The sequence below is a fragment of the Corynebacterium sp. HMSC14B06 genome (assembly GCF_001807075.1).
Classification (GTDB): domain Bacteria; phylum Actinomycetota; class Actinomycetes; order Mycobacteriales; family Mycobacteriaceae; genus Corynebacterium; species Corynebacterium jeikeium_D.
Genome location: NZ_KV787356.1, coordinates 151,948 through 178,113 on the forward strand (window position 1 = coordinate 151,948; position 26,166 = coordinate 178,113).

26 protein-coding genes are annotated in these 26,166 nt (G+C 59.2%); 17 read left to right on the plus strand and 9 right to left on the minus strand.

Annotated features, from left to right (window positions below; genetic code table 11):
• Positions 1–76 precede the first annotated feature (76 nt).
• The gene (xseA, locus tag HMPREF3130_RS01590; protein WP_070429180.1) at positions 77–1,312 is read left to right on the plus strand and encodes an exodeoxyribonuclease VII large subunit; all 1,236 of its coding nucleotides are present in this window, start codon (positions 77–79) and stop codon (positions 1,310–1,312) included.
• Between the two features lie 61 nt (positions 1,313–1,373).
• Positions 1,374–1,664, plus strand: coding sequence for an exodeoxyribonuclease VII small subunit (locus HMPREF3130_RS01595; protein ID WP_005510689.1), 291 nt, complete (start codon positions 1,374–1,376; stop codon positions 1,662–1,664).
• Between the two features lie 118 nt (positions 1,665–1,782).
• On the opposite strand, the gene HMPREF3130_RS01600 is transcribed toward HMPREF3130_RS01595, so the two are convergent.
• A complete protein-coding gene (locus HMPREF3130_RS01600; protein ID WP_083276313.1) occupies positions 1,783–2,412 on the minus strand; it encodes a DUF4245 domain-containing protein in 630 nt (209 codons plus the stop codon).
• Between the two features lie 370 nt (positions 2,413–2,782).
• Between HMPREF3130_RS01600 and glpX the strand changes: the two genes are divergently transcribed.
• From glpX to HMPREF3130_RS01625, 5 genes are all read left to right on the plus strand, one after another.
• Complete coding sequence (gene glpX / locus HMPREF3130_RS01605) at positions 2,783–3,808, plus strand: class II fructose-bisphosphatase (protein ID WP_005510610.1); 1,026 nt, start codon at positions 2,783–2,785, stop codon at positions 3,806–3,808.
• Between the two features lie 163 nt (positions 3,809–3,971).
• Positions 3,972–5,372 (plus strand): class II fumarate hydratase, encoded by a 1,401-nt coding sequence (locus HMPREF3130_RS01610; RefSeq protein WP_016423173.1) that lies wholly within the window; start codon positions 3,972–3,974, stop codon positions 5,370–5,372.
• Between the two features lie 227 nt (positions 5,373–5,599).
• Positions 5,600–6,895: a TIGR01777 family oxidoreductase gene (locus HMPREF3130_RS01615; protein WP_240593391.1), complete on the plus strand. Its 1,296-nt coding sequence runs from the start codon at positions 5,600–5,602 to the stop codon at positions 6,893–6,895.
• Positions 6,896–7,183: 288 nt separating this feature from the next.
• Positions 7,184–7,783: a TetR/AcrR family transcriptional regulator gene (locus HMPREF3130_RS01620; RefSeq protein WP_246815087.1), complete on the plus strand. Its 600-nt coding sequence runs from the start codon at positions 7,184–7,186 to the stop codon at positions 7,781–7,783.
• Complete coding sequence (locus HMPREF3130_RS01625) at positions 7,773–9,371, plus strand: MDR family MFS transporter (protein WP_049172271.1); 1,599 nt, start codon at positions 7,773–7,775, stop codon at positions 9,369–9,371. Before HMPREF3130_RS01620 ends, HMPREF3130_RS01625 begins: the two co-directional genes overlap by 11 nt.
• 30 nt (positions 9,372–9,401) lie before the next feature.
• Here the strand turns inward: HMPREF3130_RS01625 and HMPREF3130_RS01630 are convergent, their stop codons facing one another.
• Positions 9,402–10,034, minus strand: a complete 633-nt coding sequence (locus HMPREF3130_RS01630) for a GNAT family N-acetyltransferase (protein ID WP_016423177.1) — start codon at positions 10,032–10,034, stop codon at positions 9,402–9,404.
• A gap of 64 nt (positions 10,035–10,098) precedes the next feature.
• The gene (locus HMPREF3130_RS01635; protein ID WP_070429183.1) at positions 10,099–10,851 is read right to left on the minus strand and encodes a type 2 periplasmic-binding domain-containing protein; all 753 of its coding nucleotides are present in this window, start codon (positions 10,849–10,851) and stop codon (positions 10,099–10,101) included.
• A gap of 40 nt (positions 10,852–10,891) precedes the next feature.
• Between HMPREF3130_RS01635 and HMPREF3130_RS01640 the strand changes: the two genes are divergently transcribed.
• The 5 genes from HMPREF3130_RS01640 (at position 10,892) to metS (ending at position 15,996) form a co-directional block, all read left to right on the plus strand.
• On the plus strand, positions 10,892–11,284 hold the full coding sequence (locus HMPREF3130_RS01640) for a DUF5997 family protein (protein ID WP_070429193.1): 393 nt from the start codon (positions 10,892–10,894) through the stop codon (positions 11,282–11,284).
• A gap of 52 nt (positions 11,285–11,336) precedes the next feature.
• Positions 11,337–12,110 carry an alpha/beta fold hydrolase gene (locus HMPREF3130_RS01645; protein WP_070429184.1) on the plus strand — a complete coding sequence of 258 codons (774 nt, stop codon included), beginning with the start codon at positions 11,337–11,339 and terminating at the stop codon, positions 12,108–12,110.
• Between the two features lie 634 nt (positions 12,111–12,744).
• Positions 12,745–13,917: an acyl-CoA dehydrogenase family protein gene (locus tag HMPREF3130_RS01650; RefSeq protein WP_005510658.1), complete on the plus strand. Its 1,173-nt coding sequence runs from the start codon at positions 12,745–12,747 to the stop codon at positions 13,915–13,917.
• A gap of 295 nt (positions 13,918–14,212) precedes the next feature.
• The gene (locus HMPREF3130_RS01655) at positions 14,213–15,823 is read left to right on the plus strand and encodes a sodium-dependent transporter (RefSeq protein ID WP_049172268.1); all 1,611 of its coding nucleotides are present in this window, start codon (positions 14,213–14,215) and stop codon (positions 15,821–15,823) included.
• 5 nt (positions 15,824–15,828) lie between these two features.
• Positions 15,829–15,996: a methionine/alanine import NSS transporter subunit MetS gene (metS, locus tag HMPREF3130_RS01660; protein WP_048733989.1), complete on the plus strand. Its 168-nt coding sequence runs from the start codon at positions 15,829–15,831 to the stop codon at positions 15,994–15,996.
• Between the two features lie 42 nt (positions 15,997–16,038).
• On the opposite strand, the gene HMPREF3130_RS01665 is transcribed toward metS, so the two are convergent.
• Positions 16,039–16,797, minus strand: coding sequence for an enoyl-CoA hydratase-related protein (locus HMPREF3130_RS01665; RefSeq protein WP_070429185.1), 759 nt, complete (start codon positions 16,795–16,797; stop codon positions 16,039–16,041).
• An 80-nt stretch (positions 16,798–16,877) separates the two neighbouring features.
• Between HMPREF3130_RS01665 and HMPREF3130_RS01670 the strand changes: the two genes are divergently transcribed.
• The gene (locus tag HMPREF3130_RS01670) at positions 16,878–17,423 is read left to right on the plus strand and encodes a GNAT family N-acetyltransferase (protein WP_049172264.1); all 546 of its coding nucleotides are present in this window, start codon (positions 16,878–16,880) and stop codon (positions 17,421–17,423) included.
• A gap of 158 nt (positions 17,424–17,581) precedes the next feature.
• Positions 17,582–18,799 (plus strand): HNH endonuclease signature motif containing protein, encoded by a 1,218-nt coding sequence (locus tag HMPREF3130_RS01675; RefSeq protein WP_246815088.1) that lies wholly within the window; start codon positions 17,582–17,584, stop codon positions 18,797–18,799.
• A 71-nt stretch (positions 18,800–18,870) separates the two neighbouring features.
• Here HMPREF3130_RS01675 and glyA read toward each other — a convergent pair whose 3' ends face one another.
• Entirely contained in the window at positions 18,871–20,172 is a 1,302-nt protein-coding gene (glyA, locus tag HMPREF3130_RS01680; RefSeq protein ID WP_070429186.1) for a serine hydroxymethyltransferase, read from the minus strand.
• 150 nt (positions 20,173–20,322) lie between these two features.
• Here glyA and coaA point away from each other — a divergent pair, with 150 nt between their 5' ends.
• Complete coding sequence (gene coaA, locus HMPREF3130_RS01685; protein WP_038626177.1) at positions 20,323–21,258, plus strand: type I pantothenate kinase; 936 nt, start codon at positions 20,323–20,325, stop codon at positions 21,256–21,258.
• Positions 21,259–21,288: 30 nt separating this feature from the next.
• On the opposite strand, the gene HMPREF3130_RS01690 is transcribed toward coaA, so the two are convergent.
• The 4 genes from HMPREF3130_RS01690 to mca all read right to left on the minus strand — a co-directional run bounded on the left by HMPREF3130_RS01690 (position 21,289) and on the right by mca (position 24,683).
• Positions 21,289–22,074: an isoprenyl transferase gene (locus HMPREF3130_RS01690; protein WP_016423188.1), complete on the minus strand. Its 786-nt coding sequence runs from the start codon at positions 22,072–22,074 to the stop codon at positions 21,289–21,291.
• A 38-nt stretch (positions 22,075–22,112) separates the two neighbouring features.
• Positions 22,113–23,204, minus strand: coding sequence for a 3-deoxy-7-phosphoheptulonate synthase (locus HMPREF3130_RS01695; RefSeq protein WP_070429187.1), 1,092 nt, complete (start codon positions 23,202–23,204; stop codon positions 22,113–22,115).
• A gap of 312 nt (positions 23,205–23,516) precedes the next feature.
• Positions 23,517–23,801: a hypothetical protein gene (locus HMPREF3130_RS01700; RefSeq protein WP_038626184.1), complete on the minus strand. Its 285-nt coding sequence runs from the start codon at positions 23,799–23,801 to the stop codon at positions 23,517–23,519.
• A gap of 27 nt (positions 23,802–23,828) precedes the next feature.
• On the minus strand, positions 23,829–24,683 hold the full coding sequence (gene mca, locus HMPREF3130_RS01705) for a mycothiol conjugate amidase Mca (RefSeq protein WP_042388838.1): 855 nt from the start codon (positions 24,681–24,683) through the stop codon (positions 23,829–23,831).
• 261 nt (positions 24,684–24,944) lie between these two features.
• Between mca and HMPREF3130_RS01710 the strand changes: the two genes are divergently transcribed.
• Both HMPREF3130_RS01710 and greA read left to right on the plus strand, forming a co-directional pair.
• Positions 24,945–25,412: a DUF4307 domain-containing protein gene (locus HMPREF3130_RS01710; protein ID WP_070429188.1), complete on the plus strand. Its 468-nt coding sequence runs from the start codon at positions 24,945–24,947 to the stop codon at positions 25,410–25,412.
• 174 nt (positions 25,413–25,586) lie between these two features.
• A complete protein-coding gene (gene greA, locus HMPREF3130_RS01715; RefSeq protein WP_048733968.1) occupies positions 25,587–26,099 on the plus strand; it encodes a transcription elongation factor GreA in 513 nt (170 codons plus the stop codon).
• Positions 26,100–26,166 lie beyond the last annotated feature (67 nt).

The window sequence follows — 26,166 nt, forward strand, 5'->3', positions numbered from 1 at the left end:
CCACAGGCAGATTTAGCCTGTGGGCAACGTGCGTTTATTAGCAGGGCAATCCGCGCCATCGTGTAAGTGTTGATGTATGTCGAAATTGGAAACGTCGGCCGAGAAACCGGTTCAGGTTCGACGCCTGAACCAGTTAGTCAAGGACTACATTGAGCGCCTTGGACAGATTTGGGTCGAGGGGGAAATCGCCCAGGTCAACTCCAAACCGAGCTGGAAGCTCTCCTACATCACTCTGCGTGACACCTCCGCGGAGTTTTCGGTGTCGGTGACTTGTTCTACGGCGGCTCTGCGCAATAATCCGTTGCGCAACGGCGACCGCGTAGTGGTTTTGGGCAAGCCTGCGTTTTATGCCGGGCGGGGGCAGTTTTCCCTGTGGGCTACGGAGTGGAGACCCGTGGGGTTGGGGCAACTATTGGCGCGGTTGGAACAGCTGCGCCAGGCGCTAGCGGCGGAAGGACTTTTTGATCCACGGCTGAAACGCCCTCTGCCCTATCTCCCCAACAAGATCGGGTTGATTACTGGTCGCGGTTCAGCGGCTGAACGCGATGTGCTTTCGGTCGCGGGCGCCCGCTGGCCCGAGGTGAGTTTCCGGGTAATCAACACGATTGTGCAGGGTGCCAAGGCTGTTCCGGAGATTATTGAGGCGCTTGCACAGCTCGACGCCGACCCGGAGGTTGATGTCATCATCGTCGCCCGTGGCGGTGGCAGTGTCGAAGATTTGCTGCCTTTTTCAGATGAGGCTCTGATTCGTGCGGTGAGTAAGGCGACAACACCGGTGGTTTCTGCAATCGGGCACGAGCCGGATACTCCGCTGTTGGATTACGTCGCTGATTTACGTGCTGCCACACCGACGGATGCGGCAAAGAAAACAGTGCCCGATGCTGCTGAGGAACGACGCCTCATTGCACAGCTGCGTGAGCGCTCCTCGGCATCTCTACGGCGATGGGTTGACCGTGAAGTAGCGACTCTGCGGGATTTGACGTCGCGGCCGGTACTGCGCGATCCGCTCACTCCCATCCGCGTGCGTGAAGAGTTTGTCACGGCGCAGGTTGATCGGCTGCGTTTTCTCATCCACCGCAGTCTGGAACGTGAGGAAGCCGTGGTATCGGGATTGCGCGGCAAGGTTTCAGCACTTGGCCCCTCTGCCACACTCGCTCGCGGCTATGCCATCGTGCAGGCACAATCGGCTACTCAGCCGGAACCACAGATTGTGACCTCTATTGCAGATGCTCCGATGGGTTCCCAACTGCGAATTCGCGTCAGTGACGGCTCCATCTCTGCAGCGACGCTAGCTACGAAGCCGGCGAATTAGTAAGCAATGACTTTTCCAACCTTGAAGCTTTAACTACTAAATGTGAAGGACGTATTCGCTAATGAATGACAATGTTTTCGGCGCGGGTCAGGCTCCCTCTTCGGAGGAACAGGTACCGGTGGAGAACCTGAGCTACGAGCAGGCTCGAGATGCGCTGGTCGAGACCGTCAAGCTCCTAGAACTCGGACAGATGAGCCTGGATGAATCCCTGGCGCTGTGGGAGCGAGGCGAGGCGCTGGCCCGCCGCTGCGAGGAGCATTTGGCTGGCGCCCGGGCAAAGGTTGAAGCCGCCTTGGCCAGCAAGAATCAGGATGTCTCGGCTTCTGCCGAGAATGTGGGCGATGAGGACTAAAAAGAGACGAGAAACGATCGTCGGTTCATATCGTTTCTCGTCTCTTCGCTGATAGCTGAGTTCAGCTATTTTATGGCTCTAGTCGGGATTACCACTCCAGGTGAGTGCTCGACTCGGCCTACTTTGCTGGTGCCGACGGCATCTCGGACGCAGTCGGCTGCGGCTGTGACGAATCCGGCATTGTCGCGTCCGGATCGATTGGCTCGGCCTTCTGCAATGCCGCCGCCAACTGTGTGAACTCCTCGTCGTTGGCAGTGCCCTCGATAATTGCGCGGGAGTCACCGAGGTCCCCAACCCATACGCGACGCACGTTGTCCTCAGCCGGCTCATACTTAGTCCAGGTTGTACCTTCCACGTCAGTAGTACCGTCCCGGAGACGGTTCTTACCATCATCCGGCAGCTGACCTGCTTCCGCATCTGTTTGCGTGACCTGAATGAATGCTCCGCTAGCGGTGACATAGCCAATAATGGTCGTCTGCTTCCCCGCCGCCATACCCGCGCGGGTCGAGTTTGAAGTCCAGCCCTCAGGCACCTTCGGCAGGCGAACTGGATAGTCCACGCGCCGAGCCTCCACGTTCACGAATGGGGCGGCATCGACCTCGCGCACCGGACCGTTTTCCGGCTTCCCGGGGTTAAAACTGCACAGGCCGGTAAAGCCAATGGTGACAGCCACCGCAAGAAACATCACCACGAGGGTGAGAATCATGTCTCGACTGTCCTGCAAAATCCTAGGTTTCTCATTCGCCACGCGCTCAAGTATGCCAAAGGCCCCGCAACGAACCTAGTCATCATTCGCACCCGCACAGCTGCAGCTAGCAATACTTGATGACGGACGCTGTCGACGTCGTCAAGCGAACTGACGCCGGAACAAACTTTTGATAACCGCGTGATGTGGGGGTTTAGCCCTGAAACTCCCCCCACTTTGGCGCTGCGTCCACCCCCGAACACCAAAAAGGTGGAACACTAGTAACAGATGCAAAGGCGCTAAAACTGATGCGCCAAACATCAATCAATAGAAATTGTTGCAACGCTAAACCCCAGTTTCCTGGCGTGGCGTCTCCCAGCACATTCTCAAACCTCAAAAGAGTTCTCAAAAACCACGGAAGGGCCAGAAGTCAATGAACGCCTCGAATCCTGAAGCACCAGATCGCAACCTTGCGATGGAGCTCGTCCGAGTTACTGAGTCCGCTGCACTGGCAGCTGGTCAGTGGGTCGGTCGTGGTCAGAAGGAAAAGGGCGACGGCGCTGCCGTCGATGCCATGCGTCAGCTCATCAACACCGTGGCTATGAACGGTGTCGTTGTTATTGGCGAGGGCGAAAAGGACGAAGCCCCGATGCTGTTCAACGGCGAAAAGGTCGGCAACGGCCAAGGCCCGGCCGTTGACATCGCGGTTGACCCGATTGACGGCACGACTCTGATGGCAGAGGGCCGCCCGAACTCTATCGCTGTTCTTGCTGCTGCAGACCGCGGCTCCATGTACGACCCGTCGGCTGTGTTCTACATGGATAAGATTGCTGTTGGCCCGGAGGCTGCCGGCAAGATTGACATCGAGGCTCCAGTTGAGCACAACATCAAGGTCGTTGCTAAGGCCAAGGGGCTGCGTCCGGAAGATGTCACTGTTGTCGTGCTGGATCGCCCGCGCCACGCTGACATGATTCGTGACATCCGCGAAGCTGGCGCCAAGGTTCGACTGATTGGCGATGGTGACGTTGCTGGCGCTGTTGCCGCAGCTCAGAACACGAACTCGGTCGATATCATGATGGGCGTCGGCGGCACCCCAGAAGGTGTCATCACCGCATGCGCCATGAAGTGTATGGGCGGCGAAATCCAGGGCAAACTGCACCCGCGCGATGAGGCCGAAATTAAGAAGGCTCTCGACGCTGGGCACGATCTTTCTCGTGTTCTGACCACCGATGACCTGGTCGCATCCGACAACTGCTACTTCGTTGCCACTGGTGTCACCAACGGTGACATGCTGCGCGGTGTCGCTTACCGCGGTAACGGCGCGTGGACCCGCTCGCTGGTTATGCGCTCCAAGTCCGGCACCATTCGTCGCATCGAGGCTTTCCACTCCCTGGAGAAGCTGCGCAAGTACGCCAGCATCGACTACGGCAAGGGCGAGATGCCTGACATCGATCTGTAAGTAACTACCCCTTTAGTGGTGCCCTCAGGGCACCACTTTTTTAACAAACTGATTCATACTTGAAGATGAATGCGCTAACGGTTCTGCATCGCATGAAAATTGCATGCGCAATGAGGGGCCGTTCTGCGCGCACTCAAGTTCCCCTAACTGAAAGAGGCAACGAATGACAGAGCAGCAGTTCCGCATCGAGCACGACACCATGGGCGAGGTTAAGGTTCCGGTTAACGCCCTGTGGCGCGCACAGACTCAGCGTGCAGTTGAGAACTTCCCGATTTCCGGCCGTCCGCTGGAGTCTGCACAGATTCGCGCTATGGGTCTGCTGAAGGCAGCTTGCGCCATCGTCAACAAGGAGCGCGGCCTGCTGTCTGCTGAGCAGGCAGATGCCATCGTCGCCGCTGCCAAGGAAATTGCCGAAGGCAAGCACGATGCTGAGTTCCCGATTGACGTCTTCCAGACCGGTTCGGGCACTTCTTCCAACATGAACACCAACGAAGTCATTGCGTCCATCGCAAAGGCCAACGGCGTTGAGGTTCACCCGAATGACCACGTCAACATGGGTCAGTCTTCCAACGACACCTTCCCGACTGCCACTCACGTCGCAGCAACCGAGGCAGCTGTCAAGGACCTCGTCCCGGGACTGAAGGTTCTGCAGGAGTCCCTGGCTAAGAAGGCCAAGGAATGGGAGACCGTTGTTAAGTCCGGCCGCACTCACCTGATGGACGCTGTCCCGGTGACCCTGGGTCAGGAGTTCTCCGGTTACGCCCGCCAGATTGAGGCTGGCATTGAGCGCATCGAGGCCACCCTGCCGCGTCTGGGCGAGCTGCCAATCGGTGGTACCGCTGTTGGCACCGGCCTGAACACCCCGGCGGACTTCGGTGCCAAGGTCACCGCTGAGCTCGTCGAACTGACCGGCATCAAGGAGCTGCGCGAGGCTCAGAACCACTTCGAGGCTCAGGCTAACCGCGATGCCCTGGTCGAATTCTCCGGCGCTATGCGCACCGTCGCAGTCTCCCTGAACAAGATCGCTAACGACATTCGCTGGATGGGCTCCGGCCCGCTGACCGGCCTTGCTGAGATTCACCTGCCGGATCTGCAGCCGGGTTCCTCCATCATGCCGGGTAAGGTCAACCCGGTTCTGTGCGAGACTGCCACCCAGGTCGCAGCGCAGGTTCTGGGCAACGACACCGCCGTTGAGTTTGCTGGCGCTAACGGCGCATTCGAGCTGAACGTCTTCATCCCGGTCATGGCACGTAACGTGCTGGAGTCCGCTAAGCTGCTGGCGAACACCGCACGCGTCTTCGCCGAGAAGCTGGTGGACGGCATCGAGCCGAACGTTGAGCGTATGAAGACTCTGGCTGAGTCCTCCCCGTCGATTGTGACCCCGCTGAACTCCGCCATCGGCTACGAGAACGCAGCTAAGGTCGCTAAGACTGCTCTGAAGGAAGGTAAGACCATCCGTCAGACTGTTATCGACATGGGCTTCGTCGACGGCGAGAAGCTGACCGAGGAAGAGCTGGACAAGCGCCTCGACGTGCTGGCAATGGCCAACACTGATCGTGACTAGTTCTTTCTGAACTCGAAGGTGTGAGAGCACCTTACGCATAAGACCCCGTAGTCTCACTTCGCTGAAAGACTTCGGGGTCTACTATTTTTCCTTAACGTCGGACAAGTTTCAGAGAGTGACTAACTATTCCCACCTATCGCCACACCATCGCATTTCCTCGCCGTTGCGTCGCCGAGTGGTTCTCCCGCCCAGGCGCTGTCACCCGCCTAACACCGGGGCTTCTCCCGATGTCACCGAAATCCGAATCCGCCAACCTCGCCGACGGCACGACCGTATTCTCCATGCCGGCTGGCCTCAAATGGATTGCACGTCACGACCCGGCCGGTTTCCTCCCCGGCCAGAGATTCATTGACGAAGTCACCAGCGAGCCCTTTCGCCGCATCACGGGGTGGAAGCACACCCACGTTCTCTCCGATACTCCGCTTGACGACGGCAGCGCTGGCACGGTTTTAGAGGACACCGTTGACACCAAGGTTCCGGTACCCGGGTTGGATTCGATGTTCGCCTACCGTGCTACGAAGGTTGCTGGCGACCTTGCGGCCGTCGATAGGCTTTCGGAGTATTTGGGGCATGTGCCGGAGCCGCTGACAGTGGCGATCAGTGGAGCTACGGGGACCGTCGGAACGCAGCTGCGCGCGCTACTGACCACGGCCGGACATGAGGTGATTTTGCTGGTGCGCTCACGTGAACAGACGGGTGTGGACAAGCGATATTGGGATACTGCGGCACCCGCAGCTGACTTGCTGGAGGGAGTCGACGCGGTCATCCATCTGGCCGGCGCACCGATTGCGGGGCGCTTCACGGAGGCGCATCTTCGAAAGGTTCGCCATTCCCGTGTCGAACCAACGCGAGCTCTGGCAAAGCTCGTTGCATCTACTGACAGCGTGAAGGTCGCGGTTGGAGCGTCGGCGGTGGGGTTCTACGGTGCGGATCGTGGCCCAGAGGTGCTCACCGAGGACGCTGGCCCTGGCGCGGAAGCGCAGCGTTACGACGGCAGCGCCGCCGCGGACAGTCTCTCGGCTATCGTGCGCGATTGGGAAAATGCATGGGATCCCGCTCGCGATGCAGGCAAGCGGGTCGTAAACGTCCGTACTGGTCTCGTGCTTGCTGGTGGCGGCGGACTCTTGCCGCTACTAGCGGGCGTGGTGTTCACCGGACTTGGAGGAAGATTGGGGTCGGGCGAGCAGTGGTTCCCGTGGATTGCTTTGGACGACCTGTTGGACATCTATCACCGGTCGTTGGCAGATTCCGCACTTGCCGGACCTGTCAATGCGGTGGTGCCACTGGCTTCCGGAGTGAATAATGCGGAGTTCACGAGGGTATTGGGAGAGGTCTTGCACCGCCCGACGGCGGTTCCGATTCCTTCACTGGGGCCTGCAGTACTGCTGGGCAAACGCGGTGCTGCGGAGTTGGCTCTCGCGAATCAGAGAGTAGAGGCAGCAGCGCTGCAAAAGGCGGGGCACAGGTTCCGCTTCACTTCGCTTAACGACGCCCTGCGCCACGAGCTATTGAAGGAGACGTAGCCTTCCACCGTGCCTACACAAAACACGAAGGTTGTGTAATTGAATGGCGCGTTGCGACTATCAACAACCCGACCCCTGCGCCTGAGTCCACGGCATCCTGAACAACCCAAAGATGCTCTCTGCATAGGTACTCAAACACCTGTTGACTCATCAACTTGCCATCACATTGCACTCGGTGTAACTTTGCACCTCGTGCAAATTGATGAGAATACCTATCACAGATTGGACCCGGGCCAACACCCCGAGTGCGGTCTCCGGGAGCTCAAAAGGTTTCAAACACACTGCGCTTTGGCCGATGCCGCGACCGCCCTTGTATTGGATCGCGGATACGACCAAGTCAACATCGAAGACATCTGTCAGCGGGTCAATATCAGTCGACGCACATTCTTCAATTACTTCGACTCCAAGGATCAAGCCATCTTCGGCAACGGCATCATGTCATTCGATGCTGACGATGAAGAGGTATTCCTCGCCCAAATTCACCAAGACCCCATCGCGGACATGCTCGATTTCATCGAGAAAAAGCAGCAATCCCAGCTACTCCGATATAAAGAGCTGGGGGCAACCGAAGAGTTTCACCGTCTGCTCAAGGAGCGTATCCGCGAGATTTTGCGCAATGAGCCAAAGCTATCGACGGTTGTCATTTCGAATTTTGGCAACTCAATGCGCCGCGTCCGTTCTGCCTTTGAGCGCTATTTCGAGATGAATCCACAGTCGCGCACGCACCCCGAGCTGCCCGTCGGGCACGAGGTAGCACTGTCGGTCGGTTTCGTCCGCGAATGCGTGCTGTACTCATCGGCTCATCGGGACGAATTCACAACAGATACACCGCTTCACGACGCCGCCGACGTCGTTAAAAATTTCTGGAGGAGGAATAGTGACAGCTAGCAACACCACTGCTCAAGATCAAACCGACACCACGGTTTCTGACAACAAGTCCCACTTGGGAATCATTTTCTTCGCGCTCATTCTCACTATGCTGATGAGCTCGCTGGGGCAGATGATTTTCGCCACCGCCCTGCCGACCATCGTCGGCGAGCTCGGCGGAGTTGACCACATGTCGTGGGTTATTTCTGCATTCCTGTTGGCACAGACTGTGGCAATGCCGATTGTCGGCAAGCTCGGTGACATGATTGGGCGCAAGGGCCTGTTCATGATGGGCATCGCGCTGTTCATGGTCGGTTCCGTCATGGGTGCAATCACCAACTCCATGAGCCTGCTCATCGCCGCCCGCGCTTTTCAGGGATTTGCTGGCGGTACATTGATGGTTTCCTCACAGGCCATCCTGGCCGAGGTTATTCCCGCACGCCAGCGCGGTAAGTACATGGGCATCATGGGTGCTGTGTTCGGTCTGAGTTCCGTGCTGGGACCAGTGCTGGGAGGCTGGTTCACCGACGGCCCGGGCTGGCGCTGGGGCCTGTGGATCAACGTCCCGATGGGCGTGGTTGCACTATCGGCAGCTGCGGCCTTCCTGAAGCTGCCCCGACGCCAGAGTGAAGGAAACTTCGACTACATCGGCACGATGTTCTTGACTGCCGCTGCCTCGACGCTAATTCTCACCACCACGTGGGGCGGTACACAGTACGACTGGAACTCCGGGGTCATCATCTCGCTTATCGTTGCCTCTGTCGTTTCCTGGGTGCTGTTCTTCCTCACCGAGACTCGCGTTTCCAACCCACTGATTCCGACGCACTTGTTTAATAACCGGAACTTCGTGCTCACGACTGTGTCGGGTCTCATTCTGGGTATCGCGATGTTCGGCACTATGGCCTATATTCCGACCTACCTGCAGATGGTGCACTCAATGTCACCGACCGCTGCAGGTTTGATGATGACGCCGATGATGGTCGGCATGCTGCTCACCTCAATTGGCGTTGGCCAGATTATTTCGCGGACTGGTAAGTATCGCTTCTACCCCTTCGTCGGCCTGATGATTATGGCTGTCTCCCTCTACTTGCTGTCCACGCTGGAGACCACCACCCCGCTGTGGCAGGTTGGTGTGTACCTGTTCATCATGGGCTTCGGCCTGGGCACCGGCATGCAGGTTCTGGTTCTCATCGTGCAGAACTCCTTCCCGGTCGCCATGGTCGGTACCGCTACCGCTGCGAATAACTTCTTCCGCCAGATTGGTGGTGCGGTCGGTTCCTCCATTGTGGGTTCGATTTTCATCCACCGCATGAAGGACCTGGCAGGCGAACGCGTTCCGGCTGCTGTCGAACAAATCAAGGCCGCATCACCGGAGGCTGCAGCAGAGTTCGCAAAGCAGATGGGCCCGGAGGGCTTTTCCTCTAAGTCGATCGGTTCACTGACGCCGCACGTACTAGATAGCATGCCGGCGCCAATCCATGAAGCGCTGATCTCCAGCTACAACGATGGTTTGACGCCGATCTTCTTGGTACTAATGCCAGTGATTATTCTGGCAGCAATCATTGTGTTCTTTGTTCGCGAGGATCCGTTGAAGGAAACCGTCGAATAATTAATTCGCGGGAGCCGCGGCTCCCGGCAGCTATGCCCCCACCTGGCCGTCGGCGCGGTCGAGCTTGTCCAGAATCGGACGGTTCGGCTCACCGGCGGCTTCTGCTTCTTCCTGGACGCGCTTCAGTGCGCGCTCCTCTGGCTTTTCCAGGAGCTTTTCCAAAATAATGACATCGCGCCACTGCCCCGCCATTGGGCCGTAGGTCATCTTTGCCATGTGGTGGTAAATCCCCACTTCACGGAAGCCGAGCTTTCGATGCAGCTTTAACGATCCCACATTCTCCGGGAAGACCCACGAGTGAATCGACCAGCAGTCGAGCTCCGTGGCATCGTCGATAAGCTTCTGCAGCAGCGTCGCCGCCAGCCCCATGCCCTGCCCGTCAGGATGGACGTAGATGGAGTCTTCGATGACGCCATTGAAAATCGGGCGCTTGGATACCGGCGCTGCCGATGCCCAAGCCAGAATCTTGTCCGGGTTTTCTGCGTCGACGGCGACGTAACACAAATCCACTCGTTTGAGTGCGATGAATTCGTCCCACTCGGGAGCGGAGTGCTCCCAGGACGCGTGCCCCGTATCCAGGCCAATCTCGTAGATCTCTTGGATCTGTGGATAGTCCTCTTCACGCATCATTCGAATCGTGAAATCGCGCTTCTTTTCAGCCATAACTACAAGTGTGGCTAATTTTTCCGCGCACGTCGAACGAAACGGCAAAAATATTGTAAAAAGATTACTTTCGCCTGCGCGGTCGCCCGTTTCCGCCGCTGCTTCGACGTCCACCACGACCACTGCGCGCATGCTTTACGACGGTCCCAGCGCGCTGCCGGCGGGCTTGCTTAGCAAGCGTCTTTTCTCGGGCCGACAACTTCTTCGGCTGCTCGTCAGCCCTCTTGCGCCCCAACTGCGTGCGTGTCGAGCCCTCCCTGCGCCCCTGGACAATGCCGACGAACTCCTGCCGGAGCTCGTCGTCCTCTACTTTCGGCCACACCAACCAAATAGCTGTCCGGGACAGCGGATCTGTGGCACCTTCCTCGGCCACCAAGTTCGATGAGGCCACCGCCTTCTTCGATAGCGCCTTCAAAATCGTGCGAGGTCCCACCACGACACCTGCACCAGTGGCCGCAACGGGCAGCATCTGTCGCAGCTCATCCGCATCCACGGAGGTCAGCAGCACAGTTTCGTCCGCCAACAGCTCCTCCGGCACGGACTCTGTGAGGGAGAACACGTGCTCTTTCTCGAAGGCCACGCCCCAGGCTTCGTCGTAAAGCCGGATGCGATGGAGCGACTCGGGCAGCGAGCTTTCGGACTCTAACCGAACCAGCGCCATGTCAGCGGCGCCGCCGACCAGGTCGGACATCGGATCGTCGGCGGCGTGGGGGTGCAGTGTTGCCGGAATTCGATCCCTAAAGCGGCGAAACCACTTCTCGGGACTGGTGCCGGTGGCGAACACGATGCGCAGGACGGCGGGTTCAGGAGTCGACATACTCCGCAAGGTTACTCGAATGGGTGCTAGCGTTGAACCCATGAAACCCCTAACCGCAGCCAAGAAACTTGGCATTTTCCTCCCGGCCACACCCGAGGAATTTCGCACTGGTGAGATTTCGCACGCGCAGTTTGCCGAACTGCAGTCCAATCCGCCGGAGTGGCTCGCTGAGCTACGCCGCAACGGACCGCACCCGCGCCCGGAAGTTGCCCGCAAGCTGGGCATCACTATCACGGCGTTGAAGAAGAACGACATGGACAAGCCGCTGACAACGGCGGAGATTAAGGATTTGCTCGAGCAGATGCCGGAGTGGCTGGAGGCTGCTCGTGAGTCCATGGCGAAGCAGCGTGTTGAAACCGCTGAGGCAGAGGCCAAGAAGGACGACGGCCCTGGTCGGGCTGCCGCTGAAGCTGCTCGCAACGCCGAGAAATAGCCGACACAGCTGACACACCGACACAGCTGACACCTTCAAGGAGGATTCTCCCGTGGCCATCGACTACACCGCACATGCAATCAACCACAAGGACAACGGTACGGTTGTCCTGATTGGCTCGCTGGGCACCACACAGGAGATGTGGGAGCCCCAGGTAGCTGCTTTGAGCGAAAAGTACCAGGTCATCACGCCAGATGTCCGCGGCCATGGCGATTCCCCTATCCCCGAGGGTGAGTGGGACATGAGCCACTTGGCCGCCGACATCATCGAGGTCCTCGATGAGGAGGATATTGACCGCGCACATTTTGTGGGACTATCTCTCGGCGGCGCTATCGCCCAAACCATCGCATTAGAACACGCCGATCGCGTGGTCAGCCTGACACTGTCGTCGACGGCGCCGAAATTCGGCACACCCGAGGCCTGGCAGGAAAAGGCCCAGCTCGTGCGCGACAAGGGCACGGTCGCACTCGCCGACACTGTCGTCCGCAACTGGTTTACCGACGAGTGCTTCGACACTACCCCTGAGCTCGCCGCCCGCTTCCGCGACATGATCGCAGATTGCCCCGATGACGGCTACATCGGCGCCTGCGGAGCACTCTCTCGCTTCGACACCCGCGAGCGCCTCGCCGAGATCACCGCTCCGACGCTGGTCATCGCCGGCAAGCAGGACACCTCTACGTCTCTCGACGTCGTCACTTCGCTTCACGACGGCATCGCGGGCTCGACCATGGTCGTCATTTCGCCGGCCAAGCACCTGCTCAACCAGGAAACCCCGGAGTACTACAACTCGGCCCTGCTGGCGCACATTGATGGGATTGCCGACTAGCGCCTAATCGCAGCAATAAAAAATAAAAATAACGCGACCTGCTCGCTGTCCATTCCACAGGGACGGCGCACAGGTCGCGTCATTTTTTCGAGTGCAATTGGAGGTTGCTATGACTGCAGTGGAAGAAGCTCGGATAATCAAGGGAACCGGTCTCCACCTGATGCTCATACTAACTACCACCAGCACTAATGGGAATAAGAAAACGAGATTGTTTCGTTAATCACCCCCATGATGACCATCCAAAACGCCTACCCTACCGACCCCAAAGCCCCAGGGTCCCGCCTGTCAGATATGACAAAAATAGCCATTCACCTGGCTTTGTAGGTTAGCATTACCTAACATTGCCGACTGTCGGGGATAGTCTGGATTCAATAGCAACCTCCAACCGCAACGGGGGTAGTTTTCCGGGAAGGTTGGGCACAATATCCGTCGTCAAGCGATTTCACGTCATCAATCGGGAAAAAACTTTTAAAAAAACAAGTGTCTCTCATCACACTCATGCATAATGGGGTACAACAGTCATAGTCACTATGACGATGAACCGAGGCCATCGCGTTTATCTGCAGCGTTTATCTGCGACGTACGAAAAGGCCTTAAGACAAAAATTCCACGACAATATTTCTAGGAGCATGTCATGAAGGACTTTCTGCCCCGTACTCACTTCGAAGAAGAGCACAACATGTTCCGCGACATGGTTCGCGGCTTCGTCGAGAAGGAAATCACCCCGAACGTAGAGCGCTGGCACAAGGAAGGTCAGCCGGACCGCGAGATTTTCAAGAAGGCCGGTGAGCTGGGCCTGATTGGTATGTCCACCCCGGAGGCATACGGCGGCGGCGGAGAGATGGACTTCCGCTACAACCAGGTCCTGAACGAGGAGCTCTCCAACGCCGACTGTGGCTCCATCGTCGTTTCCTTCGGCGTTCTCAACGACCTGGTCGCTCCGTACCTGGCCAAGTTCGGTAACGAAGAGCAGAAGCAGAAGTACCTGGCTTCCATGAACGCCGGCGACACCATCGGCTGCCTCGCTATGACCGAGCCGGGCGCCGGTTCTGACCTGGCAGGTATGCGCACCTTCGCCAAGAAGGACGGCGACCACTACGTCCTCAACGGCACCAAGATCTTCATCTCCAACGGCATGATGGCCGACTTCGCTCTCGTCGCAGCTATCACCGACCCATCCAAGGGCCGCGCTGGCGTCTCCATGTTCATCGTCGACGCTGATCTCGAGGGCTTCACCAAGGCTGGCCCGCTGCAGAAGGTCGGCCTGAAGGCTCAGGACACCGCTGAGCTCAACTTCGACAACGTCCGCGTTCCGGCCGAGAACTTGCTCGGCGAAGAGGGCGCTGCCTTCGGCTACCTGCGCACCAACCTCGCTCACGAGCGCCTGACCCTGGCTTGCGGCTCTGTCGCAACTTCCCGCCGCGCCTGGACCCTGGCTTACAAGTACGCTCAGGAGCGCGAGGCATTCGGTCGCCCGATCATCCAGCACCAGGTCCACGGCCACTACCTGGCTGACATTGCCACCCGCGTCACCGCCCTGCAGGCTTTCGTTGACCAGGCTGTTATGGCCCACAACGCTGGCCAGCTGGACGAGACCGGTGCTTCCATGGCCAAGTACTGGACCACCGAGGAGCAGCAGGACATCGTTACCCGCTGCCTGCAGATGTTCGGTGGCTACGGCTTCATGCTCGAGTACCCAATCTCCACTCACTACCTCGACTCCAAGGTCCAGACCATTTACGGTGGCACCAACGAGATCATGAAGGAGATCATCTTCCGTCGTATCGCCAAGGGCGGCGCAGAGTAAACAGCGCACGTCGGCCTAGCCGATTCGCCCCCAAACCCCGTCAGGTCTTCCTGGCGGGGTTTTTGCATACCTCAAAGTGGGTGGCTGGCGATTATTTACGAGGCTTAATTAGAGCTCCCTTCCCCCGTGCCACACCCCCACTAAAAACATTACCCCCTACAAAACCGAAACTATACAATGAGATACCCATCTCATATACTAAGATTCTGTTAGGTAATGGTGATGCACTTCACCAAATTCCCTCCTAGGCCGCGCGAGCGCGTGACCGGAGATGAAGGATTGGAGTTCCAGAGGTATGAGCACAACCAACTCGACCGCTACCCCTCAGCGAAGGGAGGTGTTTTCCACCCGAGCAGCCTTCATTTTCGCCGCTATCGGCTCGGCAGTCGGGCTTGGAAACATCTGGCGTTTCCCCTATGTCGCATATGACTCCGGCGGTGGCGCTTTCCTTATCCCCTACCTGGTCGCACTTCTGACCGCAGGTATCCCACTGCTCTTCCTCGACTTCGCCATCGGACACCGCTTCCGCGGGTCCGCACCGAAGTCGATGCGTCGGATCAAGCCCTGGGCTGAGCCAATCGGCTGGATCCAGGTCGGTATCGCCTTCTTCATTACCGTCTACTACGCCGTTATTATCGCGTGGTCCTTCATCTACGCCTGGAAGTCCATCCGCAAGAGCTGGGGCCCAGATGCCGAGACCCACTTCATGAAGGACTTCCTCCAAGTAGACACCGAGAGCGTCTTCTCTCTGGACTTCGTCCCCTCGATTTCCATCGTCCTGCTCATTGTCTGGGTACTCGTCATCGGCATTCTGGCCGCTGGTGTGGACAAGGGCATCGGCAAGGTCTCGATTATCTTCATCCCACTGTTGACCATCCTCTTCGTCGCAGTGGTCATCTACTCCCTGACGCTCGACGGCGCTGCAAAGGGCCTGGATGCATTCTTCACCCCAGACTGGTCCGCACTGACTGACTCCAGCGTATGGATTGCCGCCTACGGCCAGATCTTCTTCTCCCTGTCCGTGGCCTTCGGCATTATGCTGACCTACGCCTCCTACCTGAAGCCACGCACGAACCTCACCGGCTCCGGCCTGGTCACCGCGTTCGCAAACTCCTCCTTCGAGGTTCTCGCCGGTATCGGTGTCTTCGCCACCCTGGGCTTCATGGCAGCGCAGTCGGGTGAGGCCGTTGACGAGGTCGCAACCTCCGGTATTGGTCTTGCCTTCATCGCATTCCCGACGGTCATCTCTGAGATGCCCAAGGTCATCGGTTCGGTCTTCGGGCTGCTGTTCTTCCTCTCCCTGGCAATCGCCGGTGTGACCTCCCTGATGTCGCTGCTCGAGGTCGTTGTCTCCGCAGTAAAGGACAAGCTGAACCTCGGCCGCGTCCAGGCCACCCTCACCGTCGGTGGCGCCATGGCCGTCATCTCGCTGCTGGCCTTCCCGACCACCTCAGGTCTGGTAACCCTCGACATTGTCGATAAGTTCACCAACAACGTCGGTATCGTCCTGGTTGCACTGCTGACCATCATCGCAATCGACTGGATCCTGCGCCGCACCAACGAGTTCGCCATGCACCTCAACGCCGTGTCCTCGTTCAAGGTCGGCACCATGTGGCAGATCTTCGTCGGAAACATCACGCCGGTCATTCTCGCCGTCATCCTGTTCCAGGAGCTCATTGGACTTTTCCAGGAAAACTACGAAGGCTACTCCGACACCCAAATCGACATCTTTGGCTGGGGTGTCATCGGCGTGATTCTCATCGGCGCTCTGATTATGGCCATCCTGCCTTGGCGCGGCCAACACCGTCTCGATGGCCCTCCGGGCTCGGACTTCGGTGTGACGCCAGATTTCAAGCGGTCCTCACACCTGCCACGCAAGCACACTCCGGAAACCGAGGAGGTTTAAGCCAAATGTCCGGTATCGCAATTGTCATGATGGCACTGTTCATCATCGTCATCTGGGGCGGTCTGGCAGTCTCGCTGGTCAGCCTATCCAAGCACCCTGACGAGGTTTCCGGTGAGCTGGGAGATCACCCAGAGCTCACCAGTGAAGTACTAGGAGCACAGGAAGAGCAGTAGTTCTTCACTACTATCTCTCCCCTGCCACTCCAGGTATCTGTCTTACTCACCTACGAAATGCGGTGGTCGCTTCTCCAAGAACGCGGCCACCGCTTCCTTATGGTCGGCCGAGACCGCCAAACGAGCCTGCGCGTCCGCCTCCGCCGCAGCAGCAGCCAAGGTATCCCGGCGCAGCAGAGCCTTAATCTCCTTCAGCGCGGCCGTCGGCCCCGCCGCAAACTGGGCAGCCAACTCGCGTGCCCGAGTCGCTGGATTATCCACCACTTCGGTGACCAGGCCGAGGCTCAGGGCTTCGTCGGCAAGCACCTTCTTATCGAAGAGCAACAGCTCACGCGCCTTCGCGTCACTGACCATGCGCGGCAGCAGCGCCGACATGCCACAGTCCGTGGCCAGGCCAATCGACGGGAACGCCGCCTTGAACGACGCCTTCGGGCCGGCGATACGGAAATCACAGTGTAGCGCCAGCGACCAGCCGGCACCCGCCGCAGCACCTTCGATAGCGGCAATAACCGGAACGTTAATCGCGGTCAGCTCCGCGACCATCGGGTTGTACTCCTCGACAACCTTGCCCATGCCGGCGCCGGACTGCAGGTCAGAAATGTGCTCCTTCAAGTCCTGGCCCGTACAAAACGCCTTCGGCCCGCCGAGCAGGATAACAGCGCGCACATCCGGCTCCTGCGCACGCTCAAAAGCGGCTTTCAGCTCCAAGCGGAGATTCTTATCCAGGGAGTTATAGGCATCCGGGCGATCGATGGTGATGGCTAGAATGCCGTCGGAAAAGTCTTGAGTAACGTTGCTCATAACCTCGCAGGTTATCGCAATCTCCCCCGCCTCGGACGCACTTTTGCACCAAATCACCCGCCGCGAGTAACAAGGGACACATGACACTTCCACGCCCCGCCACGCCTGACGACGTCCACGAGATCGTCGACCTCATCAAAGACCTGGCGGCCTACGAAAAAGAACCCGATGCCGTCCGACTGACCCCCGAGCGCCTGCGCGAACAGCTCTTCGGGGACAACCCTGCGATTTTCTGCCACGTCGTCGACTCCACATCCGGAAATTTGGACGACGGCGCCGGTGGCGGTGATGGTGGCGATGGCGTTGGTGGCGGTGTTGAAGGCAGCCCGCGCCTCGACGGCATTGCCCTGTGGTTCCTCAACTACTCCACCTGGGAAGGCACCCACGGCATCTACCTCGAAGACCTCTACGTCCGCCCCGAGGCACGCGGCACGGGCAAGGGCAAAGCACTGCTGCAGAACCTCGCGCGAATTGCCGTGGAGCGAGGCTACTCACGTGTCGAGTGGTGCGTCCTGAAGTGGAATCAACCTTCCATCGATTTCTACCGCTCCCTCGGCGCCTTCCCCATGGACGAATGGGACACCTTCCGCCTCACCGGACAGCCGCTCGCTGACTTCGGGGCGTAACAGACGGCAGCGCGTGGTGCGGCGGTACGGCGGTGCAGCTGCGGTGCGTTTGCGCGGTGAAAAGTCCGGATGTGGATAACTGCTAAACCGGCTGACTTATCCACAGCCTGCCCTCGTAGGCGTTGTCCCCCTACATCCGGACTTTTACCTTCAAAGGCATGACAGTTCTTGGGACGCTCGCCGCACTGGCCTCGCGCGGAATGGACACGCTAGCGGAACTCCACGCCGCGCGTCCCGACGGCCACGACGCCACCTCCCACTTGGCGGCAACCCTCGGCCTTGACCCGGCGCGCCTCCGGCTTTTGCTACGCGTCGCCGCCCACTATCTCCAACCCGCTGACACCGAGGAAAACACCAAAGCCCGCGAAGACGCCACCGCCCTTGCGCGCCAGCTCGGCCTCAGCCTGGACACCTGCGTGCTTATCGACAAGCGCAGCCGCCAAGCCAACAACGCCGAACTCCACGACAACCTCCGCCTCACATTCGTCGCTGCCGCCGAACGCCTCGGCTTCGAAGAACTCGATCTCTACATGCGGGAAACTCTCACCGAGCTCAACACCGAAGACGAGCCACCCCAGCACCTACGCGCCCGATTTTCCCGGAAGGTAGACATCCGGGGAATGAAGCACTTCCACATCTCCGGCCCCTCGGATATGCTCGACAATCTCCTGTCGCCGCTTACCATCCGTGCCGCAGAAATCCGGAAGTCCCATCCGGGGTTTTCCCACGACCGCTGCGTCGGCCAAGCGCTTGCCGAGCGCCTCGAGCATGCCGATGCCGCAACGCCCGTCGACAAGCTCGATGAAATGCGCTACCAACCCGCCATCATCATCACCGCACAAGACCTCATCGACTACAGCCCGCGATTCGCCGCCACCACCAACGGCTCTGCGCTCGCCCCCGACGTCTTCCTCAACGCCCTACTCGCCGACACCGGGTGGGCCGTGCTTTACGACGAACACAGCGCCATTACGGACTTATTTCCCATCGGCAACCCCCGCCTGGCGACTGAAGAGCAGCGCATCGCGATGCTCATCGACAACCCCATCTGCGCCTGGCCCGGCTGTGAACGCCCCGCCTATAGCGGACAAGCGCACCACCTAGTCGCCCACAAACACGGCGGCACAACCACGCTGGACAACCTCACCATGGTCTGCCGCGAACACAACGGGCTTAACGACGACGACCGGGAAGGACGCAACGGCCACCTCGAACGCATCCCCACATCCGGACATATTCGATGGCGCCCGCCGGATAAAACTCGGCCGCCGCTGTTTAGCAACTCATTTGTGACATCAATGTCCGGGAGGTCCTACGCCGGATACCGGGCAGGCACGACGAAACAGCTCGGGCCGGAGCCACCACCTCCGGACTAAAACCCGGATGTACGGGAAAACCCGTCCTAGCGCACTGCTAGAACGGGTACTTGCGCTGCAAAAACGCAGAATTAGATGAGGTTCCAGTCCTCGATGCCGTCGTAAAGCGGGAATTCCTGAGCAATCTTCGAAACACGAGCACGCAGGGAGTCAACATCCGCATTCTTGCCGGCGGCGAGAGCAGTACCGATGACATCGGCGACCTCGGTGAAGGCCTTCTCGTCGAGACCACGGGTGGCCAGCGCCGGAGTACCGATACGAAGTCCGGATGTAACCATCGGAGGACGCGGGTCAAACGGAACAGCATTGCGGTTGACGGTAATGCCAACAGCGTGGAGCAGATCCTCGGCCTCCTGGCCGTTCATCTCAGAATTGCGCAGATCCGCCAGAACCAGGTGGACATCGGTGCCGCCAGTGAGAACATCGACGCCAGCCTCGGCGCAGTCGGAAGCGGTGAGACGCTCAGCCAGAATGCGGGCACCAGCGAGAGTGCGCTCCTGGCGCTCCTTGAACTCCTCGGTACCAGCAATCTTCAGCGCCACGGCCTTGCCGGCGATGGCGTGCATCAGCGGGCCACCCTGCTGCCCCGGGAAAACAGCGGAGTTCAGCTTCTTGGCGTACTCCTGCTTGGCCAAAATCATGCCCGAACGTGGACCACCGAGGGTTTTGTGAACGGTGGTCGACACAACGTCAGAATGCGGAACCGGCGACGGGTGCAGACCGGCGGCAACCAGACCTGCGAAGTGCGCCATGTCCGTCCACAGCTTCGCACCGATCTCATCGGCGATGGAACGGAAAGCTTCGAAGTCGAGGTGGCGCGGGTACGCCGACCAACCTGCGATGAGAACATCCGGCTTTTCTGCGAGCGCCTGCTCACGCACCTTGTCCATATCGATCCGCATGGTGTCCTTGTCCACACCGTATGCGGCGACGTGGTAGAGCTTGCCGGAGAAGTTAAGCTTCATGCCGTGGGTCAGGTGACCGCCGTGTGCCAGGTCGAGGCCCATAATCTTGTCACCGGCGTTGATTAGCGCATGCAGAACGGCAGCGTTGGCCTGCGCACCTGCGTGTGGCTGAACGTTGGCGAACTCAGCGCCGAAGAGCTCCTTGGCGCGGTTGCGTGCCATGTCCTCGACGACGTCGACGTATTCGCAGCCACCGTAGTAACGACGGCCCGGGTAGCCTTCGGCGTACTTGTTGGTCAGAACCGAGCCCTGAGCTTGCAGCACTGCACGTGGAACAAAGTTCTCACTGGCAATCATTTCGAGCATGTCACGCTGACGAGAGAGCTCCCCTGCCATTGCCTCTGCGAGGTCGGGATCGAGTTCACGCAGCGATTGGTAGCGGACATCGTTATTGTTAGACCCGGTCATGAGTAGGTTTTCGACCTTTCAATGAAACTTCAATGCCACAGGCCATGCTAGCCCTTTATGGGGCAAACCACGAAAGCAGCACCATTCAGGTATGCCCCCTTTATTGACTCGTTTTCCGGTTTTCGGCACCCCCTTGGCACAATTGGAAGTATGACGCGCGCAACATCCCCCAGCCCGTACGTCGAGTTCAAACGCGAGCAGTGGCGCGAAATGCGCAAGAATATGCCTCTGGTGCTGACGGAAGAGGAAGCTGAACGACTTTCCGGTATCGGTGAAAACATCGACCTGGACGAAGTCGCCGAGGTCTATCTTCCGCTTTCTCGTCTGATTCACATGCGTGTGGCGGCGCATCGGGAGCTGAACGCCGTAACGTCGAACTTTCTTGGGGAAAATCCTTCGAAGGGGGCGTCGGTGCCGTTTATTATCGGTGTGGCGGGCTCGGTGGCGGTCGGCAAGTCAACGACGGCGCGTTTGCTGCAGGTGCTGCTCGAGCGCTGGGAGACTAATCCGCGGGTGGACTTGGTTACTACTGATGGCTTCCTCTATCCTTCTGAGGAATTGAATCGCCGTGGGATTATGCAGCGCAAGGGGTATCCGGAGTCGTATGATCAGCGTGCGTTGATGCGGTTTGTCACGGCGGTGAAGTCGGGGGCGCGGCATGTGAAGGCGCCGGTGTATTCACACACGCTCTATGACCGGGTGCCGGATGAGTTCGTCGATGTTGACCGTCCGGACATTCTCATTCTCGAGGGGCTCAACGTTTTGCAGACGGGCCCGACGCTGATGATTTCCGATCTTTTCGATTTCAGTGTCTACGTCGATGCCCCGCGCGCGGACATCGAACGCTGGTACATTAATCGTTTCCTCAGTCTCCGCCAGACGGCGTTTCGCGCTCCGGGCGCGCACTTCGCGGATTACGCCACGCTTGACGACGAAGCTGCGGCCGAGGTGGCCCGACGCATTTGGCAGCAGGTGAACTTGCCGAACCTGACGGAAAATATTTTGCCCACTCGAGTGCGGGCGTCATTAGTTCTTACGAAGTCTCGGGACCACAAGGTTTCGAGGGTCCGGATGCGCAAACTCTAACATCCGGAAATTTTTCCGGATGTAGGGAGGTTATTTGCCGAAGCGGCGTGAGCGCTGCGAAAAGTCTCGAAGTGCGCGGAGGAAGTCGATGCGGCGGAATTCGGGCCAGTAGGTATCGGTGAACCAAATCTCGGAGTAGGCGGTTTGCCAGAGGAGGAAGCCGCTGAGCCGCTGTTCTCCGGAAGTGCGGATGACTAGATCGGGGTCCGGTTGTCCGGATGTGTAGAGGCGGCGAGAAATGGCATCGGTGGTGATGCGCTCCTCAAGCTCGGAAGCATCGATTCCTTCGGCGACTGATTCCCGGATGATTCTGCGTACTGCGTCGACGATTTCCTGCCGGCCGCCGTAGCCAACGGCGATGTTGACCTGGATGCCGGTGTTGTTCGCAGTGACTTCTTCGTCGTGGCGTAGCCGGGCGGTCATTCTTTCCGGAAGGAGCTCGAGGTGGCCGACCATGCGCAGGCGCACGTCGTTAGGCGATTGCGCCAATTCGTCGACGACGTCGGCGATGATGTCGAACAGTAACTCCAGCTCTTCGGGGTCGCGCCCGAGGTTTTCGGTGGAGAGCAGGTAGATGGTGACCAGCTCGATTTCCTGCTCGGCGCACCAGCCGACGAATTCTGCGATTTTGCGGGAGCCGACGCGGTGGCCGTGGCTTACGTCGGTGAAGCCAGCCTCCCTCGCCCAGCGGCGGTTGCCATCGGCCATGATGGCAACGTGCTTGGGGCGAGGTTTTCCTTCTAGCTCTTGGGCTAGTTTGCGCTCGTAGAGCGGATACGCAATCCGCCGGAGTGAGGACGGCTGGTTTTCTTTCACATATGTAACCCTACCCAATGGGCACGGCCACTTTGTGCTTAGTCGCGTGCCTGCCGACGCTTCCGGACTTCTGCCGCAAGCGTACGCAGCAGCCGGTCGGTGGTTTCCCAATCCATGCACGCATCGGTGACGGACTTGCCGTATACGAGGCCCTTACGACCATCGGTAATTTTTTGCGCGCCGGCTTCGAGGAAGGACTCCATCATGATGCCGGTGATGCGCTCGTCGCCGCCCCCGATGAGCTTGCCGAGCTCCTCAACGACCTCGGCCTGGCGCACCTCGGATTTTCCGGAATTGGCGTGGGAGGCATCCACCATGATGCTGACGGTTTGCTCGGCCTTGTTCAGGCGCGCTTCGGCGTCGTTAAGCGATTCTTCGTCCCAGTTCGGGCCGGAGGTGCCACCGCGGAGGATGATGTGGCAGTTGTGGTTGCCGGCGGTTTCGACAACGGCGGCGCGGCCTTGGTCGTTCATGCCGAAGAAGAAGTGCGGGTTTGCTGCGGAGACCAGCGAGTCCACGGCGACCTGGACGTTGCCGTCGGTGCCGTTCTTGAAGCCGATGGGCACGGAAAGTCCGGAAGCGAGCTGACGATGGACCTGCGACTCCGTGGTGCGCGCACCAATTGCACCCCAGGAGACGGCGTCGGAAATGTACTGCGGGCTGTTGGGCTCGAGGAATTCGGCGCCGGCGGGCAGGCCGGTGCGCAGGACCTCGATGAGTACCTCGCGGGCCATGTGCAGGCCCTTGTTGATTTTGAAGGAGCTATCCAGGTCGGGGTCGTTGATGAGTCCCTTCCAGCCGACGGTGGTGCGCGGCTTTTCGAAGTAGACGCGCATGACGACCAGCAGGTCCTCGTCGAGCTCATCGGCGGTGGCCTTCAGGCGGCGGGCGTAGTCGATGGCGGCCTCGGGGTCGTGGATGGAGCACGGGCCGACAACGACCAGCAGGCGATTGTCCTCGCGGGCGATGACGCGGGCGATGTCGAGTCGCGACTGCTCCACTTCGTTAACTAGGTTCGGGGTCAGTGGCTGTTTGGCCATGACCTCTTCTGGGGAGGGCAGGTCGTGGAAGGCTACGACACGGCGGTTCGCGGTAGAGGCGGGGGCTTCGAGGGAAGTTGGAGGGGTCATCTGAGGTCTCTTTTCTCTGGGGCGTTACGCATGTATTTGGCTGTAGATACGACAAAAGGCAGCGCCCCTATTGGTGGGGCTGCTGCCTTTGGCTCCGGTTGGTGGCGACGTGACGATTAGCCGCCGGCTGTGACTATGTCGTCACTGCCTCCGGAGCCTTCGAAAAATAAAATCGCCACATACGCATGTGCTTGACTGTAGCGCACTGCCTAGAATCCCGCAATTCGAACTCCAAATCCCGCCACACGGGAAACAATCAGGGGCGCGCGCAACTGCCCGTCGTCAAGCGACGCGCACACACCTTGACGCTGACTACTCCGCTTCACGACGCTGCTCTGCTGCAGCCATCGCCTTATCCACAGCCTCGGAATCGAAGGGATCCATGCCGTGCGCCTCGGCGAACTTCCGGCGAGCGGCCATGCGCTTCGCGCGCCGCGAGAGATCCCAGCCGAGAGCCAGGATGACGATGAGCAAAACGACAATGATGAGCAGGCCAACAGGAGAGGCCTTTCCGAAGTCAGCACCCCGCGGACCAGTGGGGTTCTGCGCCAGGAAAATTGTCGTGCGAGCCGCCAAGGCATCGAAGCTTTCAATCATGAGTTCCAGCTTAGCGTTAATTCCGGACTATTCCGCGTCGGGGTCGATACCGGCGAAGAGATCGGTCTCTGGCAGCTCGGTCTGCACTCGAGTGCGGGCAAGCTCAAACTCTTCGGTCGGCCAAACGCGCTGCTGAATGTCTACCGGCACGGCGAAGAATGGCCCGTTCGGATCGATCTGCGTAGCGTGCGCCAGCAGCGCCTGATCCCGCTGCTGGAAGTATTCGCCGCACTCGACCTGTGTGGTCACGCGGGTCATGATGTCGCCGGGAGTCTTAGTCCAACGGCGGAAGGACTCGGCCAGCGGGCTTTCCAAACCGTTGTCGCGGTAGTAGTTGTCCAGCGCGATGAGACGCGCCTTGATGAAACCGTGAGTGTAGTAGAGCTTGGAAATTTCCCATGGTTCACCGAGCTCGGGGTACTTATCCGTTCCAGACTCCAGCCAAGCGCGCATGGACACGATATGGGTCATGATGTGGTCCGGGTGCGGGTAGCCACCGTTTTCGTCGTAAGTAATGACGACGTGCGGACGAAACTCGCGGATTGCCCGAATGAGAGGCTTGGTCGCATCCTCGACCGATTGGCGAGCAAACACACCGTGCGACAGCACCGGCACCGGGTTGCCCGCAGGCAGACCGGAGTCGGTAAAGCCGAGCCACTCATGTTCAACGCCGAGAGTCTCAGCGGCTGCAGCCATTTCGTGAACGCGCACTGCGGCGATATTCTCCCGCACCTCCGGCCGATCCATCGCAGGGTTGAGAATGCTACCGGCCTCACCGCCGGTGCAGGTCACCACTTTGACGCGATGCCCTTCCGCCGCATATCGGGCCATCGTTGCGGCGCCCTTGCTCGATTCGTCATCAGGATGAGCGTGAATTGCCATCAGACGAAGTGTCAATTGAAGTCACTCCCGCTACTATCTCAGTCCATGTTTCCTGGCCAAGGCCGGAGCCCTTCGACCGCAACGATGCTACTCCAGCACCGTTTCAATACCGCCCCACTATAGCGCTGCACCATCATATGACCACGCAGCATCGCTACTCGGCGGAACGACATAGCAGCAGGACACCGCGCCACACCAGAAAGATTGTTTAACTGTCAACATTTTACCACGTCGACTGAGAACTCCGATAGGCTAAAAAGCATGGCTGAAAGTTCGGAGCGAAACACCCGAAATACCGCAGCGCCTAACGAGCAGCGCGAGCGCTATGGGGACAACAGTCGCACTCTCCCCGCAAAATTGGTTGTCATCGCTATTGTTGGCATGCTCGTCATCGCCGGCGCATACATCTTCGTTCAGATGAACCGCGTCTCCGCCCCGGATGTCTCTGCAACGCAAGCGGGCTGGAGCCGCACTCCAGGCAAGGAAGATGAGCAGTTCATCTTCACGCTGGACGTCACCCGCGAAAAGCCGGAGCTGGATAGCTACTGCATTATCTATGCGCTGAACTATGACGTGGCAGAGGTCGGGCGTCGCGACGTATTCATCCCGGGCGGCGGCCCCGCTACCGTGCGGATGGACGTCCCCATTGCCACCCGCGAGCTGGCCGTCGCAGGCGATGTCTATGGCTGCTCCACCGACATTCCGAAGTTCCTCGCACCTGCGAAGTAATCTCCCTTCGCGACTGAGGATCATGCGCTGCGGGGGCACGTCGTAAAGCGCGCGCGACAACACTCCGACGCGCCTGTTATTGCCATGTGGCGTGACAGTGCTATCCTGTGACGCAGCCGACGGCCCCACGCGGGGCCGCTTTTGTATTAAATAGCCAAAAACACAGGAGGAACCATGACTGAGGCAAAGAACAATAGCCCATGGCTCACCCAGGAGTCCTACGACAAGCTCAAGGCCGAGCTTGAGGCGCTATATGAAAACCGCCCGGTCATCGCCGCCGAGATTAACGAGCGTCGCGAAGAGGGCGACTTGAAGGAAAACGCCGGCTACGATGCCGCTCGTGAGCAGCAGGGACAGGAAGAGGCACGCATCCGCTACCTCGAAGACCTGCTCCAGCGCGCCACCGTCGGCGAGATTCCGCAGGAGTCCGGTGTGGCTCTGGTCGGCACCGTGGTCCACGTCTACTACGACGGCGACGAAGACGACACCGAGACCTTCCTCATCGGTACCCGTGGCGCTGACTCCTCCAACCCGAACCTGGAGACCTACTCCACCGATTCCCCGCTGGGCAAGGCTCTGGTCGGCGCTAAGGAGGGCGAGACCCGCACTTACGCTTCCCCGAGCGGCGACGAAGTGTCTGTCACTGTGGTCAAGGCTGAGCCGTACGACCCGGAGATGGACGCCTAAGCGCTCCCGGCGTTAGACCGCCTCAACCCAGGCGGGGGTTAAGTAGCAAAAAGTGTGTCCGCTCGGC

Excerpts from the sequence above, each read along its gene's own strand:
- HMPREF3130_RS01665 (WP_070429185.1), bottom strand. The coding sequence starts at position 16,797 with ATGAGCAACGTTACTCAAGACTTTTCCGACGGCATTCTAGCCATCACC.
- glyA (WP_070429186.1), bottom strand. The coding sequence starts at position 20,172 with ATGACCGGGTCTAACAATAACGATGTCCGCTACCAATCGCTGCGTGAA.
- HMPREF3130_RS01595 (WP_005510689.1), top strand. The coding sequence starts at position 1,374 with ATGAATGACAATGTTTTCGGCGCGGGTCAGGCTCCCTCTTCGGAGGAA.
- metS (WP_048733989.1), top strand. The coding sequence starts at position 15,829 with ATGTCCGGTATCGCAATTGTCATGATGGCACTGTTCATCATCGTCATC.
- HMPREF3130_RS01635 (WP_070429183.1), bottom strand. The coding sequence starts at position 10,851 with ATGTCGACTCCTGAACCCGCCGTCCTGCGCATCGTGTTCGCCACCGGC.
- HMPREF3130_RS01615 (WP_240593391.1), top strand. The coding sequence starts at position 5,600 with ATGTCACCGAAATCCGAATCCGCCAACCTCGCCGACGGCACGACCGTA.
- HMPREF3130_RS01700 (WP_038626184.1), bottom strand. The coding sequence starts at position 23,801 with ATGATTGAAAGCTTCGATGCCTTGGCGGCTCGCACGACAATTTTCCTG.
- HMPREF3130_RS01670 (WP_049172264.1), top strand. The coding sequence starts at position 16,878 with ATGACACTTCCACGCCCCGCCACGCCTGACGACGTCCACGAGATCGTC.
- coaA (WP_038626177.1), top strand. The coding sequence starts at position 20,323 with ATGACGCGCGCAACATCCCCCAGCCCGTACGTCGAGTTCAAACGCGAG.
- HMPREF3130_RS01640 (WP_070429193.1), top strand. The coding sequence starts at position 10,892 with ATGAAACCCCTAACCGCAGCCAAGAAACTTGGCATTTTCCTCCCGGCC.
- mca (WP_042388838.1), bottom strand. The coding sequence starts at position 24,683 with ATGGCAATTCACGCTCATCCTGATGACGAATCGAGCAAGGGCGCCGCA.
- HMPREF3130_RS01695 (WP_070429187.1), bottom strand. The coding sequence starts at position 23,204 with ATGACCCCTCCAACTTCCCTCGAAGCCCCCGCCTCTACCGCGAACCGC.
- HMPREF3130_RS01675 (WP_246815088.1), top strand. The coding sequence starts at position 17,582 with ATGACAGTTCTTGGGACGCTCGCCGCACTGGCCTCGCGCGGAATGGAC.
- glpX (WP_005510610.1), top strand. The coding sequence starts at position 2,783 with ATGAACGCCTCGAATCCTGAAGCACCAGATCGCAACCTTGCGATGGAG.
- HMPREF3130_RS01610 (WP_016423173.1), top strand. The coding sequence starts at position 3,972 with ATGACAGAGCAGCAGTTCCGCATCGAGCACGACACCATGGGCGAGGTT.
- xseA (WP_070429180.1), top strand. The coding sequence starts at position 77 with ATGTCGAAATTGGAAACGTCGGCCGAGAAACCGGTTCAGGTTCGACGC.
- HMPREF3130_RS01650 (WP_005510658.1), top strand. The coding sequence starts at position 12,745 with ATGAAGGACTTTCTGCCCCGTACTCACTTCGAAGAAGAGCACAACATG.
- HMPREF3130_RS01655 (WP_049172268.1), top strand. The coding sequence starts at position 14,213 with ATGAGCACAACCAACTCGACCGCTACCCCTCAGCGAAGGGAGGTGTTT.
- HMPREF3130_RS01710 (WP_070429188.1), top strand. The coding sequence starts at position 24,945 with ATGGCTGAAAGTTCGGAGCGAAACACCCGAAATACCGCAGCGCCTAAC.
- greA (WP_048733968.1), top strand. The coding sequence starts at position 25,587 with ATGACTGAGGCAAAGAACAATAGCCCATGGCTCACCCAGGAGTCCTAC.
- HMPREF3130_RS01630 (WP_016423177.1), bottom strand. The coding sequence starts at position 10,034 with ATGGCTGAAAAGAAGCGCGATTTCACGATTCGAATGATGCGTGAAGAG.